This window comes from Mariniradius saccharolyticus AK6, from assembly GCF_000330725.2.
Classification (GTDB): Bacteria; Bacteroidota; Bacteroidia; order Cytophagales; family Cyclobacteriaceae; genus Mariniradius; species Mariniradius saccharolyticus.
Genome location: NZ_AMZY02000007.1, coordinates 291400 through 309822, shown reverse-complemented (window position 1 = coordinate 309822; position 18423 = coordinate 291400). Strand labels below are relative to the sequence as shown.

The following is an 18423-nucleotide window of genomic DNA, read 5'->3' as shown; positions in this document are numbered from 1 at the left end:
GGCATCGAATTGTTTCTTTTTACACTTTTAAAATGAAGAAACGAAAACCGCCACACTTTTATGAAGGAAAGTCAAAGCTGCCAGCAAATTCGAAGTACTTGAATTCCTTAGGATGGTCCTTAACACAGGTGCTCAAATAGTAATCATCTCCGACCGAAAAAGTCTGCACATGCCAGTCAGGGTCAGACATTTTTTGTGTTGATGTCAAGTCCCATTGATTGAGGTCATCGATAAGGCCGGTGCCTTGGGCCTTGAGCAGGGATTCCTTAATGGTCCACAGCTTGAAAAATGCCCTGTTCCTGTCAGGTTGCCCATTGATCCAATCGATCTCCCTTGGATGGAATACAGATGGCATCATTCCTTCGAAATCAAAGTCCGGCTTGATCTTTTCGATATCAATGCCACAAGGCGATGAGGAGAAAAGAAAAACCACCCAATCTCCGGAATGGCTGATGTTGAAGTGGAAGTTGGGATCACCTGAGACATACGGTTTTTTATGTTCAGTGAATAAAAAGTTGGTTTCTGCAGGTGAAATTTTCAGATAAAGTCCGCACAAAACCCTTTTCATAACTTGACTGGTCAGAAAAATATTCTTGTCGCTTTGCTTGAAAATTCTGGCATGCTTATCTATTTCTTCATTTTTGAGCAGTCTAAGTTGTGCTTCTATCTCATGTATATTTCTTGAAACGCATACCCTGATAACATGGGATTTACCGTAAAGTGGCTCAAAATGGAAATTTTCCCAGGTTGGGGAAGTATCGAAAAGGGCGATGGACAGGTTTTGGGTCATTTTCCGGGACGTTCATCAAGGACCATTTGGATCTTAGAGGCCATTTCTTTGAGGATTTCTGGCTTCTTGAAAATATTGTCATGATGGCCGGATACATTCACTATATGGACCCTTTCTACCAAAGGACCCCAACCGTAATACTTGGTGTCCTCTACATAGAAAGGCCTGTGTCTGGCCTTAAATAAATATAGGTCACCGGCGTAATTTTCCAACTTGTAATTTCTTAGAATTCTCACATTGTTACTTGCAAGGACCTTTATGATACTTCCTAGGTCTTTCAGGGTTTCCGGCCTGGCCTTTAGATTTAATTTGATCAAAACTTGGTCCTTCTTTCTTTCAAAAGACCTTCTTTTTTGTTCGTAGAATCCTTCTGGTTCCTGAAATGCGAAACCCAGATTTACTATCCTTTTACCCAGTTGGAGTTTTAATTTTTTCAACCAAGAGAGTTTTGCTTCATCTTCATACGCAGATGTGTCAAAGAGAATTAGCTTGAATACTTCTCTGCCCATTGCTTTAAGTTGACGAGCCATTTCGTAGGCTACATATCCTCCAAATGAATAACCGGCAATACAATACGGGCCAGAAGGATATTGTTTGATCATGAGAGAAATATAATACGCAGCCATCTCTTCAACAGAATTGTTTGGCACTTCAATTCCGTCCAAACCTTTTGGTTGAAAGCCAAATATCGGTTGGTCGTTATCAATGTATTTCGCCAACGTGTAATAAATGGAAACCGTCGAGCCGACACCGTGAATAATGAAAAGTGGTGGCTTAGTTCCGGATGGTTTTATCGGAACTAAGGAGTTCCAACTTTTCTGATTCTCATGTCTGTTTTCGATAGCTTTTGCTAATGAAGAAATGCTTGGATATTTGAATATCAGGTTTATGGAAAGCTTTAATCCTAATTCTTTTTCCATTGCGGAAATTACCTTTACAGCAAGAATCGAATGTCCGCCAATTTCAAAGAAATCATCTTCAATACTTACCCTGTCCAAACCAAGGATTCTTTGCCAAAGTGCGGCAATTTGTTTCTCCAGACCCTTTCTTGGTTCGACATAACTTGAGGTAACTATTTCTTTATTTTCCACGTTTGGCAGAGCCTTCCTGTCAATTTTTCCATTGCTGGTCAACGGGATACTAGACAACCTCACAAAATAGTTGGGAACCATGTAGCTGGGAAGCAAATCCTTAACGTGATTTTTAAGATCTTTGGCTGTAGCGTCGCCAGTTGTATAGGCGATCAGTTCCTTGTCTTTGGTATTTCTTAATGCTCTTGCTATTACTACACATTGTCCAGATTTTGGGTGCCTTGCCAACGCTTTCTCGATCTCGCCTAGCTCTATCCGATGCCCTCTGATTTTGATTTGATCATCAATTCTGCCCAAATACTCTAGATCCCCATCTTCTCTCAATCTGCCCAAATCGCCGGTTCGATATATGCGTTCTCCTGCCTTAAAAGGATTCTCAATGAATTTTTCTCTGGTCAGGTCGGGTCGATTTAAGTAACCCCTGGCAAGACCTACGCCACCAATGCATATTTCACCTATGCTTCCAATTGGCACCAAATTTAGGTCATGGTTTAGGATGTAAATCGATTCATTGCCGAGCGGTTTTCCCAACAATACTTTTTTTGCGCCTGTTAATAGAAAAGCCGTACTCCAAATGGTAGCTTCGGTAGGCCCATAGACATTAAACACGGTGTTTTGAGGCAGATAATCTTTGATAAATGAAAAGACCTTTTCACCCATCGCTTCTCCCCCTATTAGCAATACACCCAATGACGGTAATATGGTCTTGGCTTTTTCGTCCAAAATAAGTTCCTCAAAATAGGAGGGCGTAATTTGCAGGACTCCATGGGGATTGGCGGCAATAGAGCTGAGAAGATATTCTGTGTTTCCAATAGGATTGAGATTTATTGTGAAGCCCATAGCTAGTGAGCCCAGAATTTCGAAAACGGAAATATCGAAGGTGTAATTTGTTACAGCATACCAATTTGTATGCATTGAGTTCTCAATACTTTTGAAAAAGTATTCTTTGTTGAACATAACATATGATGATAACTGCTTATGCTCAATAGTTACGGCTTTGGGGTTGCCCGTTGAACCGGAGGTGTAAATGCAATAGACTAAATTGTCTGCAGTGATCGGAGCGGGGAGATTGCTTTTAACACAGTCTTTCCACTCTTTTTTGAAATCAAGGAGAGTGTCAATGTTGAGGCAAAATAAAATACCGCTGTCTTGTTTTATAAACTCTTTTCGTGCTAAAGGATAATTTGGGTCGATTGGAACATAGGCGCCTCCCGCTTTTATAATAGCTAAAATACTTATCACCATCCATTCATTGCGTTCCAACTCAATACCCACTAAAACATCAGGCTCTATATCATAACGGCTAAGGAGGTAGTGAGCAAGTTGATTGGATGTCTCGTTAAGTTCCCTGTAGGTGAGAGCAGTTCCATCATACTTTAAGGCTATATCTTCAGGGGTTTTATCGACTTGTTCTTGTATTAATTCAACAATTGTTTTTTCCAAAGGTGACAAAACTCTTGAACCATTCAGTGATTCAAACAGATGGGTCTTTTCTTCTTCGGGCAGAATTTCCAAATGGTTAACCGGGATAGTTGCATCATTTGTTATTTCCATTAGCAATTGCTTCCACTGTCTCTCTAATCGCTTAATTGATCCCTCACTGTATCTTGCCCTATTAAATTTCATTCGAAAGAACAACCTATCCTCCAAAGCCGCCATCAAAGTGAAATCATAGGTCATCTGCTCAAACAATTCTACAGTCTCACTAATAATTTTAACCTCTTCTTTATTTTTTGATTGTGAAGGCGCGATAGCATCCTCTGGCTGACCGGATATTGGATAATTCTCAAAAATCAAAAGCTGATCAATCAAATTTGACCCCAAGTCACTTTGACGCTGAATTTCCGCTAAACTCAAATAATGGTGGGGTTCACCTGCGATAAAGGATTGATGTATTGATTGTAATAGATCTTTGAAAGTGGTTTGTCCAGAGTAACTCACCCGCTGAGGTACAGTGTTGATGAAAATCCCAATCATCTCCTGAATGTCCTTGAGCTGCGATGGACGCCCTGAAACTACAGAGCCAAAGACTACATCTTGGGTATTGTTATATCTGCTAAGTAATACCCCCCAGGCACTCTGGATAATCGTATTTAATGTCGTTTTTTCTTTTGAAGCAAGGTCGGTTAATTTTTCTGTGAGCTCCTTGTCCAGCCAAAATTCATAATCACTTGCTAAATACGTTGTATCGGTCGACATCCCGTCACTGTCAAAGGGCAGAAAGGCTTTGGTTTCATATCCGCTCAAGTAGTTCTTCCAGTAGGAAATACTGGTTTCACGATCCACCTGGTCCAACCACGCTATGTAATGACTAAAAGGCTCAGGTGTATTTAGTATGGTTTGATTATTCCCTATGAGAGATTTGTAATATTGATCAAACTCATATAGTACTCGATTGGTACTCCAGCCATCGATAATCAAATGATGGGTGCTCCATATTTGAAAAAAGGTGTCTTCGGATAGTTGAAGAACAGTCAACCTCACCAAGGGACCTACACTCAAATCAAAACCCTCGGCGATATCTGCCTCTTTTGCCTGTTTGAGATAGTCTTTTTGTGCTGTTTTTTCCTTTTCTCTGATATCTTCATACCTAAAGTCTATATTATTATCCTTTAATACTACCTGCAACGGATCATCTCCCAAATCTCTTCTGAAAATGGTCCGTAACACAGCGTGCCTTTTTATTGTCTTACTAAACGCATCCTTTAGCTTATCTATATCCAAAAATCCACTAAGGCCATAAGCTAGTTGAATAAAGTATGCGTGACTTTCAGGTTCTGACAAGGCGTGGAAATATATGCCTTGCTGCATTGGGCTCAATTGGTAAACGTCCTCAATGGTCCCATATTCCTGCGTTAGCTTTTCTACCTGTTGCATGGTTAAGCCCTTATAGGTAAAGCTGCTTGGTAATTGGACCGGTTTTTCGTAGGTGCTTAAGCTTTCACTGATTTTGAGCAAATGTGTTTTATAACTCACAGCGAGTAGTTGCATCAACTCTTCGCCCATACGCTCGGAACTGTACTGAATACTCATTTCCAAGCAGCCATCTTGACTTTGTCCACTTACCTCTAATTCAGTCTCACGTTCTATGTCTGGGTGGACATCAGCACCGTGTCCATATTTAGAGTAATTGAGAATCGCCTTAGCACTATTTCTACGGTTCGAGGAGGGTGATGCTAACGTTGGGTTCTCTTCTTTTCCCGCTAGCTTGCTAAAATCCCCAAAGAAATTAAAACTCACGTCGGCGTCTTCCAGCTCGGGCAGTCGGTGCTTGTGCAGGTAACGCAATATACCATAACCTACTCCTTTATCAGGAACGTTATTTAGCGTGTCTTGGAGCATTAAAACTGACTCCACACTTTCATCCCCGGTGATCAAAACAAACGGGTATATACTTGTAAACCAACCTACGGTTCGGCTTATGTCAGTTTTCTCCAGATATCCCTCTCTTCCATGGCCCTCGAGTAATACCCTTACTACATTTGTGCCAAACACATCCTTCAATGCTCTTGATAATGCCGCCAACAATAAGGTATTGATCTCCACCTTGTTCAGGCCATTCATCCCTTGATAGACTTGCGCCGTTTGTTCCCTACTTAAAGTAAAACCAACACGCTTACTTACACCAAATAGATTTCTTCCTTCTGGGTTTTCGGCAGCAATTTTGTCAACTTTCCTTTTAATTTGCTGGTCCCAGAACGGTCGCTGGCGCTCGACCAGGTGTCCATTCGCATAGTCTGCGTTACGTTCCATCCAATAGCGATAACTATCGGTTTTTTCAGGCAACGCTAAGTCTTCTCCGTTTCGGTATTGATTCAGTAGAATATCAATATCTTCAAACAAAATACGCCATGATACCAGATCTATCACCATATGATGTATGCAGAGCAGCAAGTGGCTTTCATTGTTTTCAACATCGTGGTATAATCCGACGCCAATAAGAGGGCCTTTTCTAAAGCTAACACGCTGCTTTAGGCGAGTACCATGCTCCTCAAAGAATCGGCTTTGACTACTTTTGAAATCGTCTCTGTCGTTAGGTAGTGTTGTTTCTTCAAGTATATAATAGTCCCCTATAAGCCCTTCGTTGTATTGTTTCCACACACCTTCTTCCGACTTCTGGTATCGCATACGTAATGCGTCGTGGTGTGCGACTATCTTTTCCATAACAGCCCTAACTTCTAGTTCAGTTACACCACCTGGTAAACAAAACATGAAGCTTTGATGAAAAAGGTCTTTGATTTCTTCGGTTCCCTTTGCAAAACTATTTTCCAGAAAACCACACTGTATCGGACTCAACATAACCTCACCTTCTACAGGTGCTTGATCTATCACTCTTGTCAAAGTACGCAGTTTGGAGGCCATGTCTACCAACCTGCTACTACTCATCACATCCGATATCTTTAACTCATATCCTCCGGTTCGTAGCCTGGCTACAATCTGTATTGCCTTTATACTATCTCCGCCTAAAGCGAAGAAGTCAGTCGCCAATCCGATCCCCGATTCTTTCACCCGCAATACTTCTGACCATTTTTTTGCTAGAAATCTCTCTTCGTCTGTTATTGGAGCTATATATTCTACACCCTGCATCCCTGTGTCGTCAGGGTCGGGAAGACTTTTTCTATTTACCTTCCCATTACTTGTCAAGGGTAAACTGGCCAATTTCACAAAGTGGCCGGGGACCATATAGTTTGGCAGCTTTTCTTTCAGATACGATCTTAGTTCTTCTGCGGTGGCTTCGCCTGTCGTATAAGCTATTAGTGCAATGTCTTTTCTTTTGCCCAATGATCTTGCAATCACTATACATTGCTCGACCTTTCCATGGCTGTACAATGCTTGTTCGACTTCTCCTAATTCTATCCTGTATCCCCTGATTTTCACTTGGTCATCAATTCTACCCAAATACTCGATGTTGCCATCGGGAAGCCAACTCGCGAGGTCGCCAGTCCTGTACATCTTTTCATCACCAGATAAGCTAAATGGATTTTTGACAAACTTTTCCATCGTAAGTTCAGGGTTGTTCAAGTAGCCTCTTGCCACACCTTTTCCTGAAATACATAACTCCCCGGGGACATTGACTGGGTTGAGCTGATTGTCTTTGTTGACAATGAATATTTTCGTGTGATCTATCGGTTTTCCGATTGTGACTTTTTCTTCTGGCGAATGAATCTGGGCCACAGAAGCCCAAACGGTTCCTTCAGTTGGACCATATTCATTGAATAAATTCACATTTTTGGTTTTGTCGAAATGCAGCTTCACAAGAGATTGGTCCAGATTTTCCCCGGCAAGAATGACATTCACCAATTTGGAATCTGAAAGCAATTCCTCTTCCTGCAAGAACCTGTAGTAAGATGGGACACAAAGTAGAGTTTCAGTGTCCTTCAGCAATTTTTGGATATGATGGGGGCTTTTAATGAATTCACTTTTGCAAAGGATCAGTTGGCTGCCGGTGGTCAAAGCTCCAAAAATCACTGCAACAGATGAATCAAATGCGAATGATGGTATCAACAAGACTGAACCCGTATTGCCATAATAAGAATGCCTTGCCAGAGTAGACGCAACTAATCCCCCGTGCTCAATTTGGACACCTTTTGGTTTTCCGGTTGACCCTGAGGTATAAATCACATATGCAAGGTTGTTTTTACTAATTTCCCTATCATTCAGATGATTTGATTCAAATTCTAATTCGCTGTCAAACTTGTCGAGACAAATGATTTCAAAGGGACCAGGAATTTTTTCAGTCCGGTCGGAGGTGGTCAAAACAACTTTGGCACCTGAGTCATTGAGCATAAAACTGATCCTGTCTTCTGGGTAGGTTGGATCTATTGGTACGTATGCTCCGCCTGCCTTTAAAACACCCAAAATCCCGATGATCATTTCGAACGATCTGTCAAGGCAAATAGGAACCAGCTCTTCATTCTTAATTCCTTTGGTGATCAAATAACTGGCCAGCTGATTTGACTTCTTGTCAAGATCGAAGTAGCTAAGTTTCGTGCCTTCAAAAGCAACCGCTACCGCTTCAGGGTTTTTCTTGACTTCACTTTCGAAGAGGTCAAGAATCGTGATATTTTCCTGAATTGGGTTGTGGGTTTTGTTAAAGGATTCAAGAATTTGTCTCTCTTCATGATCTTGCAGGATCTTCAATGATCCGATATTTTCGGTCGGATTATCACATATTGACCGTAAGAGCTTCATGTAGTGAGACACAAAGCTGGTGATGGTTTCTTTTTTAAAAAGATCGGTGCAAAATTCCAGCGCCCCCCGGATTCCATCTTTGGTCTCAGTAAGTTCAAAAGTCATATCGAACTTAGAAGTGAAGTGCTCAAACCCTTTCTCGGACACTTCTGCCCCAGCTATTTCGAATTTGGAATCCGGGACGTTTTGCAAAACAAAAAGAACCTGGAAAATCGGGTTTCTACTCAGGTCTCGCTCCTGGCCTAATTCGCCAACAATCATCTCAAAAGGAACTTCCTGGGCTTCAAAAGCTTCCATAGTAGATGTTTTGACTTGGGTTAAAAAATCAGCGAATCTCAAGGAGTTTTTCACTTCCGTTCGAAGAGCAAGTGTATTCACAAAGAAGCCTATCAAATCTTCAGTTTCCTTGTTTTCTCTTCCTGCAATGGGTGTACCGACACATATATCTTCTTGACCGCTATACCGATAAAGCAGGACTTTATATGCTGCTAACAGGGTCATGAATAGCGTTGATTTCTGATTTTTTGCTAAATTTTTGAGTTGCAGGACTAACTCAGAATCAATTGAAAATCGATGAACATCGCCCTTAGTGCTAAGAACCGAAGGCCTGGTGAAGTCGGTAGGAAGTTGGAGTGGGGTAGTATCCCGAAGTCTTTTTTTCCAATAGTCTAATTTTGATTTGAAAGCATCCTTGGCAATAATATTTCTCTGCCATAATGCATAATCTGAGTATTGGTGGGGGAGCTCGGGTAAATCTGGTCTAAATCCATTTGAAAAAGCTCGGTATAGTTCCTTAAGCTCCCTTTTTAGGATAGAAGACGACCATCCATCCGAGGCGATATGGTGCATGGTAATGACCAAACAGTATTCGTCCGTTCCCAATGTAATTAGACATGCCCTGACCATATGGTCTTTTTCCAGATGAAATGGCATTCTGATCAGCTTGGTTATTTCCTGATCTAGTTCTTTCCTATTTGCTGCTTTTTTATCAAGTTGAAATTGATTCTTTTTCAGGATTCTTTGATAGGCAATGCCATCCCTTTCCGAGATTACTGTACGTAATATTTCATGTCTGTTTACGATTTCCACTAGGGCATTGTCTAATGACCTGGTGTCAATTTTACCTCTGATATCGAAGATGATAGGTATGTGGTACTGGATACTCCCTTCTAATTGATGAATAAACCAAATACTCAACTGATTGTGGGAAAGTGGAAGTATTTCAGGTCTTTCGTCAGGAACCATAACCCTAAAATTTCCGTCACCGATTTCCTTTGCAGCGAGGATATCTGTCAGCATTTTCAGAGTGGGATTGGCAAAAAGATCACTGATAGAGAGCAAAAGTCCAGTTTCCTGTCTTAGAGCTGCTACTGCCCTCATTGCCATAAGGGAGTGGCCCCCAAGTTCGAAAAAATCATCATTGAGCCCCACTTTCTCCACACCCAATATTCGTCTCCAAATTCCAGATACCTTTTTTTGTAGTTCTGTTTTGGGTGCTTCGTATTTTGTGGTTTCGATGAATTCCGTTGCAGGCTCCGGAAGTGCTTTCCTATTAATTTTACCGTTGAAAGTTAAAGGGAAAGCATCCAGTTCCATCCAAATATTGGGGACCATGTAATCGGGTAATTTTCCTTTGAGGAAAGAGATCACCCCATCCTTATCAAAAGGATGTCTGCAGATTACATATCCGATTAGTCTATTAATACCAAAGTTGTCTTGCTTCACCGCGACAACAGCCTGTTTGATCCCCTCGTGCTGCTGAAGTACCGTTTCGATTTCACCAAGTTCAATTCGGTGACCTCTGATTTTGATCTGATCATCTATTCTTCCGAGGTATTCTATGTTGCCATCAGGGAGCCATTTGGCTAAGTCTCCTGTTCGGTAGAATCTTGCATTTTTATTTCCACTAAAAGGATCGGGGACAAACTTTTCGGATGTAAGCTCAGGTCTGTTGAGGTAACCCCTACCCACACCATCCCCGCCAATACAGAGTTCTCCAGGAATCCCTATCGGATTGGGCTGGTCTCCCGAACCAAGTATATAAATTGAAGTATTTGCAATAGGCTTTCCAATATTTACCTTTTTGGAGGATTCCATTTTGTTGAATGTCGACCAAATGGTAGTTTCAGTTGGGCCATATAAATTCCAGAGCGTACCCAGCGACGACAAAGCATTTTTCGTTTCCTCTTTCAGCGCTTCTCCACCTACAAGCATTTTCAAGCCCGTTGGATTATTCCAACCACTTTCGAGAAGTACTTGCCAACCTGATGGGGTAGCCTGCATGTGGCTAGGGGCTTTTTCTTCAATTTCCTTCGCAAGCCGATAACCGTCAAGCGAAGTTTCTTTATCTGCTAAAAAAACACAACCTCCCTGATACAGAGGAAGAAATAATTCGAGATAGAAGATATCAAAACTATAAGTGGTAACTGATAAAACACTTGATGAAGGATTAAAGTCAACATCTTTGGTCATACTAAAAAGAAAATTGACCAGGTTTCTGTGTTCGACCATCACACCTTTAGGCTTACCTGTGGAACCAGAGGTATAGATGATATCAAAGAGATTTTCAGGATTGGGTGATGTAAGTGGATTGATGGAGGACATTGAGTTAATTTCCTCACTTTCTTGGTCAAAAATCAGTTTTTTATGATTTGCGACTTTATGGGAAGTGCTGGAATTGCAGATAACAAAATCCGCCCCAGTGTCTTCCAACATGTAGTCAATCCTTTCAACAGGCAGCGAAGGGTCAACCGGCACTAATGCTCCTCCCGCCTTTAGAATTCCCAGAATTCCTATGACCATATCGATGGACCGGTCTACACAAAGAGGTACTGGATTTTCTGATTTTACTCCCTTTAAAATCAGGTAGTTGGCAAATTTATTGGCTCTTTGGTCAAGTTCATTATAGTTTATACTTTGACCACCAGCAACGACCGCAAGGTTATTTGGAAATTGTTTTGCGGTTTTCTCAAATAGACTAACGACTGTTTCGTTTTTTGGATAATCGGATTTTGTGTTGTTGAATTGTTTTAAAATCAGGATTTCTTCCTCACTACCCATCATTTTCAATTTGTCAATCCTCTCCGTCGGATTTTCAGTAATTGAAACCAACAGGGTTTTGTAATGGTCAACCATCCTCTCTATTGTCTCCTTTGCAAAGAGATCAGTGCTGAATTCTACCATTCCGCCAAGCCCTTTTCTTGTTTCTGTCAATTCAAAAGCAAAGTCAAATCTTGACGTGGATTGATTGTAGTTGATCGCGGTCCATTTGGTGTTTTCAGTTTGAAAACTATTTTCGGATTCACTGTGGAGTACAAACAGCACCTGAAACAAAGGATTTCTGCTAAGATCTCTTTTGATCTCAAGTGATTCAACAATCAGTTCGAAGGGGATCTGTCCATTGTCGAATGCATCGATGGTTTTCGAGCGCACCTTATTCAAGAGATCGTTGAAGCTAACGTTGCCGGCCAATTTAGTCCTTATCGGAATGCTGTTTACGAAAAACCCAATCATTTCCTCAAATTCCTGCATCTCTCTCCCTGACACCGGCGTACCGACACAAATATCCTCTTGTTGGGAATGCCTGTGGAGCAATACCTTGAACGCGGTCAAAAGCGTCATGAAGAGGGTTGCATTTTGCCGCTGACCGATGGCATATACGTTGTTAATTATTTCTTGACCAATCGTAAAGCGGACTATATCTCCTTTTGAGGAAATTACCGCAGGCCTGATGAAATCCGTTGGCACCTGGATTGGGGTGGTTCCTTGTAGACTATACTTCCAGTGCTCTAATTTTGACTGATAGGAGCTACTGCCGATGATTTTTCTCTGCCAGACAGCGTAGTCTACGTATTGATGCTTTGGAGATGGTAGGTTTGGGGAACTACCTTTTGAAAAGGCTTTATAATTCTCCCATAATTCTGTTTTGAAAATGCTTGTCGATGTCCCATCAAATGCGATATGGTGTAAAATAATAACCAAGATCTGCGTCTCATCTCCATGACTCAGCAGCCAAGCGCGGATCATATGGTCACAAGTCAGATCAAAAGGGGATTTGACAATTTCCGCAATTTCTTTTGCCAATTCCTCCTTGGGGACTTCTTTGGACTTAAGTTCAAAGAGATTTTTTTCCAATATTTTTTGAAATACATCGCCGTCCTTTTCCGAGACTACCGTGCGAAGGATTTCATGTCTGTTTACGATTTCAACAAGGGCTTTTTGCAGGGCCTTTTTGCTCAAATCTCCTTCAATTCTAAAAACAATTGGAATATGGTATTGAATACTACCTGATAATTGATCAATAAACCACAGACTTTGCTGGTTATAGGACAGTGGGATTAACTCGTGTCTTTCTGTAGTTTCAAGTTGGATTATTCCATATTTGCCAATATTTCTTGGCTCCAGGATATCAATCTGTTGTGAAATTGTTGGATAGTTAAACATCTCCCCGATAGAAAGTTCTAATCCTATCTCATGCCGGATTGTTGCAATCACCTTCATCGCGAGCAGGGAGTGTCCCCCGAGGGCAAAGAAATCGTCTCGGATGCCTACCCTTTCCAATCCTAAGACGCTTTTCCAGATATTGGCCAGTTTGTTTTCTAAGTCAGTTTTTGGAGGTGAATAATCGGAGTTTTGAATATCAGGACCAGTTACATCGGGCAGTGCTTTTTTGTCGATTTTTCCGCTAAAGTTGATAGGGAGTTTCTCTAGCTGAAGCCAAAGTGTGGGCACCATGTATTCAGGAAGTTTTGACTTGAGGAAGGTAATTGCGGATTCTTTTTCGAAATCACCTTCGCAGACCACATATCCGATGAGCTTTTTGTCACCATGTCCGTTTTCCCTTGCCAAGACTACTGACTGCTTCACTCCAGGGTATAAAAGAACGACGGATTCAATTTCACCAAGCTCAATGCGGTATCCCCTGATCTTGACCTGGTCATCCATTCTCCCCAAGTATTCGATATTTCCGTCGGGAAGCCACCTCGCAAGGTCACCTGTGCGATACATTTTGTCTCCCCGGATATTGCCGAAAGGATTTGGGACGAATTTTTGGGAGGTTAGTTCAGGTCTGTTGAGGTAGCCTCTCCCGACGCCATCCCCTCCAATACACAGTTCTCCAGGAATACCGATAGGGTTTAGGCTTCCGCCTGCTGAAAGGATATACACGGAGGTATTGTCAATGGGCTTACCGATGGTTACCTTGTCACCCACCTCCATTTTTTTGAATGTTGAGGTTATCGTTGTCTCGGTTGGTCCATAGAGGTTCCAAAGGGTTCCAGTCTGGGCTAGAAGATTTTTAGTTTCTTCCATAAGAGCCTCTCCGCCTGTGGTCATTATAATTCCCTCCTTATTTTTCCAACCGGAACCGAGGAGTACTTGCCAGCCGGACGGGGTGGCCTGCATGTGTGTAGGTCGCACTTCTGCAATTTTTCGGGCCAGACTAAACCCGTCCATGGCGATTTCTTTTTTTACCAAAAAAACAGCTCCTCCGTTTATTAGGGGTACAAACAGTTCCAAACAAAATGCGTCAAATATGAAAGTAGTGACCGATAATTGACGTGTAGAAGAATCATACCCAACAATTTTCGTTAAGCTAATCGAAAAGTTTATGAGGTTGCGATGGTCTACTATCGCACCTTTTGGTTTTCCTGTGGAACCTGAGGTATAGATTATGTAAGCCAAATTTTCAGGCGAGAGCAAAAATGAAGGTTTTGTTGAAGGAATTTTGAGAAAAGCTCCCATTTCCTTATCCATGATGACTAGTTTTGCCTTACCTGTGAAATTGGGTGCCGTTTCTGATGAACAAATGACAAAATTGGCTTTTATGTCTTCAATCATATAATCGATCCTATCTTTTGGAAAAGAAGGGTCTATGGGGACATATGCCCCACCAGATTTGAGGATGCCGAAAATCCCAATAATCATCTCCAACGAGCGATCAATACAAATCGGAACAGGCCTTTCAGGTTTGAGCCCGTTGTTGATTAAAAAATTTGCTAGCTGGTTTGATTTGGCATCCAATTGCCGGTAAGAAAGCTGATTTCCTTCAAATTCAACCGCCAGCGCATCTGGGTTCGTACCGACCTGTTGTTCAAATAAATCCAAAATAGTTTTTCCGTCTGGTAATGGAGATTCAGTATCGTTGAAGGACTTCATTAGTAAATCCTTCTCTTCTAGAGGGATAATATTTAGAAGACCTAAGCTTACCCTCGGATTGGATTGAACAGATTCGAGAAGCGTTAAAAAATGGGAGGACATCCTCTTTATCGATTCCAGGCAATAAAATTCAGTGTCAAACGTGATTGTGGCTTCAATTTTATCTGCATGTTCCGCAAAGCCGAACCACAAAACAGAATTGAATTTTTCAAGGTCGATTTTTGATAATTGGCTTGACACATCCAGTTCAACATTCTCCTGATAATCGAAGACGACCGGAAAAAGAATTCGTAAATCTTTTTCGTTTTTCTTACCTAAATAAGAAATCAAATGATCAACAGAGATTTGACTGTGGGATTTGGCTTCCTCCAAATCTTCCCCTATTGTTTGTATAAACTCGCCAAATTGTCCGTTGCCATCTAATTTGGCGCGAATTGGCAGGATATTCAAATAATCGTTATTTATTCTCTCTCCATTTGAATGGAAAAAATTTGACCTTTTGATTGTGGTACCGATACAAAAATCATCTTGGCCACTGTATCGATTAAGCAAAATTCTCAATGCTCCGAAAAGGATTATTACCGGGGACTTAGTATTGTGGTTGAAGTTGTCTGAAATAGCTTCGAGCAAATCCTTTTTCAGAAAAAAACTCAGTACGTTTTCATCTTTTCTTTCTGTTGAAGACTTTAAAGGATCCTTTGGGAGCTGTAATTCTTCAATTCCTGTGAACTTGTTGACCCAATAATCATTGACTAATTGCGAAAATGCTGTCGCTGATTGGTTATTTGGCGATTTGGAGAATGCCATACCTAAGTTATTTTGGGGTTAAAAAATCGTTTTTCGACTTTCTGAAAAGCGGTTATTTGAGAGTTAAGTTAATAACCTTTTTTTGAGATCAAATAATTGAACATGAAAAATTGATAGATATTTAGAAACCATTCAGTTAACTTCAAAGCCGATTTTACCTTCCAAATTCTAATTTAAAAAACCCAATAAAAAAATGAAAACCATTAAAAATCTCCTCATTGCCAGCACCATTTTGTTGATGGCTGCATTGCCGCTTACTTCTTTTGCCCAAATGCAGACACCGGCAGCCAGCCCGGCAGCTTCTGTTTCACAAAATGTCGGTTTTACAAAAATCAGCATTGACTATTCCTCTCCTGCGGTGAAAGGGAGAAAGATCTTTGGCGAGATCGAAAAATACGGCGTCACTTGGAGGGCAGGTGCCAATGCTGCAACAATCATCGAATTCAGCACGGGCGTAAGCGTGGGTGGCAAAAACCTCCGTCCCGGCAAATACTCCATTTTCATCACGCCACAGGCATCAGGTGAGTGGACCGTGCATTTGAACAGCAAAGCCAGTTCTGTTTTTGCTTACATGAAAGACGGAAAAATCGATGAAGAAGCGCTCGCAAAAGACGATGCAGTCGCTATCAAAGTTGCTCCTGTCATGTCCAACGAAGTGCAAGAGAGACTTCAGTACAGCATTTCCGCAGGCAACAACAAGGTGGCGAAAGTAACCATGTCATTCGAAAAAGTGAAGATATCCTTCGATGTAGATACCCAAGTAGACCAAAAAATGGAAGGTTTCAAAGCAGCATTCTAATTTCAAAGTTTAAAAAATAAACCTGCCGGGTTTGACCTTCGTGTCCGAATAAAGGATTAGAGGTCAGTCACCCGGCAGGTTTTTTTTTACCCTTCCCACTTCACCCCAGTGTCCTTCCAGCTGCGGTCATGGGCCGAATCCAACACGGCCTGACATACCTTTTGGGTTTCCAAGGCATCTTGGAAGGTCGGATGGCAAGGTTTTCCGGTTTGCAGGGAATGGAAGAAATCAGCGGCTTGGTGGATAAATGAATGCTCATAGCCAATCGAAGTGCCCGGAATCCACCAACGCTTCATATACGGCTGCTCGCCTTCCGTAATGTGAATTCTTCTCCAGCCCCTTACTTGGGACTCATCTTTGTGGTCGAAGTATTCCAGCCAGTTCATATCATGGAGGTCCCAGCGAATCGATGCATGCTCCCCGTTGATTTCGAAGGTGTAGAGCGCTTTGTGGCCGCGTGCATAGCGGGTCGCCTCAAATAGCCCAAGCGAGCCATTGGCAAAATGGCAGTGGAAGATACATGCGTCATCGATTCCTACTTTTTGAACTTTGCCGGAACCTTGGTGTACACGTTCCTTGACAAATGTCTCAGTCATGGCTGACACATCGACGATGCCGCCATTGATCCACATCGCAGTATCGATGCAGTGGGCGAGTAGGTCACCTGTCACACCGGAACCAGCGGCGTCCACGTCGAGGCGCCAGAGCGCATCACCTCCTTGTGGCAAGTCGGGATTGATGGTCCAATCTTGTAGGAAGTTGGCGCGGTAATGGAATATCTTGCCAAGTTTCCCGGAGTCGACAATTTGCTTTGCCAAGGTCACGGCGGGAATTCGACGGTAATTGTACCAAACGGTATTTTTCACACCGGCCTTTTCGACTGCCTCGACCATGGCTTGGCCTTGCTCCACCGTTTTCGCAAGTGGTTTTTCGCAGAGGATCATTTTCCCGGCCTTTGCCGCAGCAATGGCAATTTCGGCATGGGAGTCGTTGGGCGTACAGATGTCCACGGCATCGATGTCCTCGCGTGCGATGAGTTTACGCCAGTCTGTTTCGTAGGATGCATAGCCCCATTGGGCCGCAAAAGCCTTCACTTTTTCCTCCCGACGGGCGCAGGCGGCTTGGAGTACAGGTTGGTATTCAAACTCTGAAAAGAAATCAGGAATTCTTTTATAGGCATTGGTGTGGATTCTTCCCATCAGGCCGGTGCCTATCAGGCCGATGCGGATTTGTTTTTTATTGCTCATTTTTAAAGATTTTAGACGTGAGACATGAGAAGCGAGATGTGAGACGAAAGGATTCTTGGTTCTAAGATCTCAATTCTCGTCACTGGCTTCTCGCTTCTACCTTCATACTTCTGATTTCGTACTTCCAACTTATCCCTTCCATCCGTGGGCTTCACGGACTTTGATCAGGGCGGCAAGGATATCGTTCCAGGTTTGTTGTTTTTCCATTACGGCGTTGGGGAACATGCATCCGTCCCAGCAGATATGTTGGAAGGCTTTTGTCAGGTTTCCCTTTTCGTCCCGCAGCCAATAGCCAGCGTCGTTGGCGATGTCCAAAAGTCCGTTAGGGTCCGTGGCTTGGCAGTGGCGACCGGTCTTGTCATGCGATCCAGACCCGAATACGGTGCCATCGTTTTGGGCCACGTGAAAGTCGATTGTCCATGGTCGCAGCGCGGCGGTTACAGTCTTCAGAGCAGATTTGATCGCCTCTCGGTCGGATTTATCAAAATCCACGGGAAGGATTCTATGCTCGGGTGCGTTGTAACCCATCGTGTAAAGGAAAGTATGGGACATATCGGCCTGGAAACCGATGTTCTTACGATCTACCATCTGCAGCAGCTCGACCATGTGCTTCCAACTGTGCATCCCACCCCAGCAGATTTCTCCCTCGGCAGCGAGTTTTTCACCAAAGTCAGCCGCGACATCGCAGGCTTCGCGAAATGTCTGTGCAATCAGCTTGGTGTTTCCCGCTGGATCCTTTGCCCAATCGGAAACGCCTGCGGCTGAATCGATGCGAACAATGCCATAGTGTCGCACGCCGAGTTCCTTCAGGCGCTTGCCAATGGCGCAGGATTTCTTGACCATTTCCACGAAGGTTTTACGCTGATCCGGGGTGCCCATAGCTGAACCCGCCCAAATCGGTGCGACGAGCGAGCCAATGTTGAGGTGATATCCGGAAACCTTGTCCGCTAGGCGCTTGATATCGTCGTCGGACATGTCGATGTTAAGGTGTGGATCGAGGAGGCCGAGGTCCACTCCGTCAAACTTGACCCCGTTGACTTCCGCCGCCGCGGTCATTTCCAAGAGTTTGTCGAATGGGATCACAGGCTCAGAATCAGGGCCTTTTCCCACGATTCCCGGCCAGGTGGCATTGTGTAGTTTTGGATAATTGTTCATGGTTATTGAGTTAATGGTTAATAGACCATAGTCGATAGATTGAGGTCTTGTGTTTTGTTGCTTGGTATTGAGTTATTGGTTATTAAGTTAATTGTTGATAGACCATAGATTACTCGTTGTCTTTGGTATTGGTTATTGAGTTATTTGTTAATGGTCGATATGTCATGGACCATAGATTGTTCCATG

At 42.7% G+C, this 18423-nt stretch carries 5 protein-coding genes; 1 reads left to right on the top strand and 4 read right to left on the bottom strand.

Going from position 1 to position 18423, the window contains the following annotated elements:
* Positions 1–58 precede the first annotated feature (58 nt).
* On the bottom strand, positions 59–790 hold the full coding sequence (locus tag C943_RS21300) for a 4'-phosphopantetheinyl transferase family protein (protein ID WP_008625668.1): 732 nt from the start codon (positions 788–790) through the stop codon (positions 59–61).
* Positions 787–15036: a non-ribosomal peptide synthetase gene (locus C943_RS06640; protein ID WP_008625666.1), complete on the bottom strand. Its 14250-nt coding sequence runs from the start codon at positions 15034–15036 to the stop codon at positions 787–789. Before C943_RS06640 ends, C943_RS21300 begins: the two co-directional genes overlap by 4 nt.
* A gap of 193 nt (positions 15037–15229) precedes the next feature.
* On the opposite strand from C943_RS06640, the gene C943_RS06635 reads away from it, so the two are divergent.
* On the top strand, positions 15230–15835 hold the full coding sequence (locus C943_RS06635) for a DUF2911 domain-containing protein (RefSeq protein WP_008625664.1): 606 nt from the start codon (positions 15230–15232) through the stop codon (positions 15833–15835).
* An 86-nt stretch (positions 15836–15921) separates the two neighbouring features.
* Here the strand turns inward: C943_RS06635 and C943_RS06630 are convergent, their stop codons facing one another.
* Both C943_RS06630 and C943_RS06625 read right to left on the bottom strand, forming a co-directional pair.
* Entirely contained in the window at positions 15922–17082 is a 1161-nt protein-coding gene (locus C943_RS06630) for a Gfo/Idh/MocA family protein (RefSeq protein WP_008625662.1), read from the bottom strand.
* 129 nt (positions 17083–17211) lie between these two features.
* Entirely contained in the window at positions 17212–18237 is a 1026-nt protein-coding gene (locus C943_RS06625; protein WP_008625660.1) for a sugar phosphate isomerase/epimerase family protein, read from the bottom strand.
* Between the last annotated feature and the right edge of the window lie 186 nt (positions 18238–18423).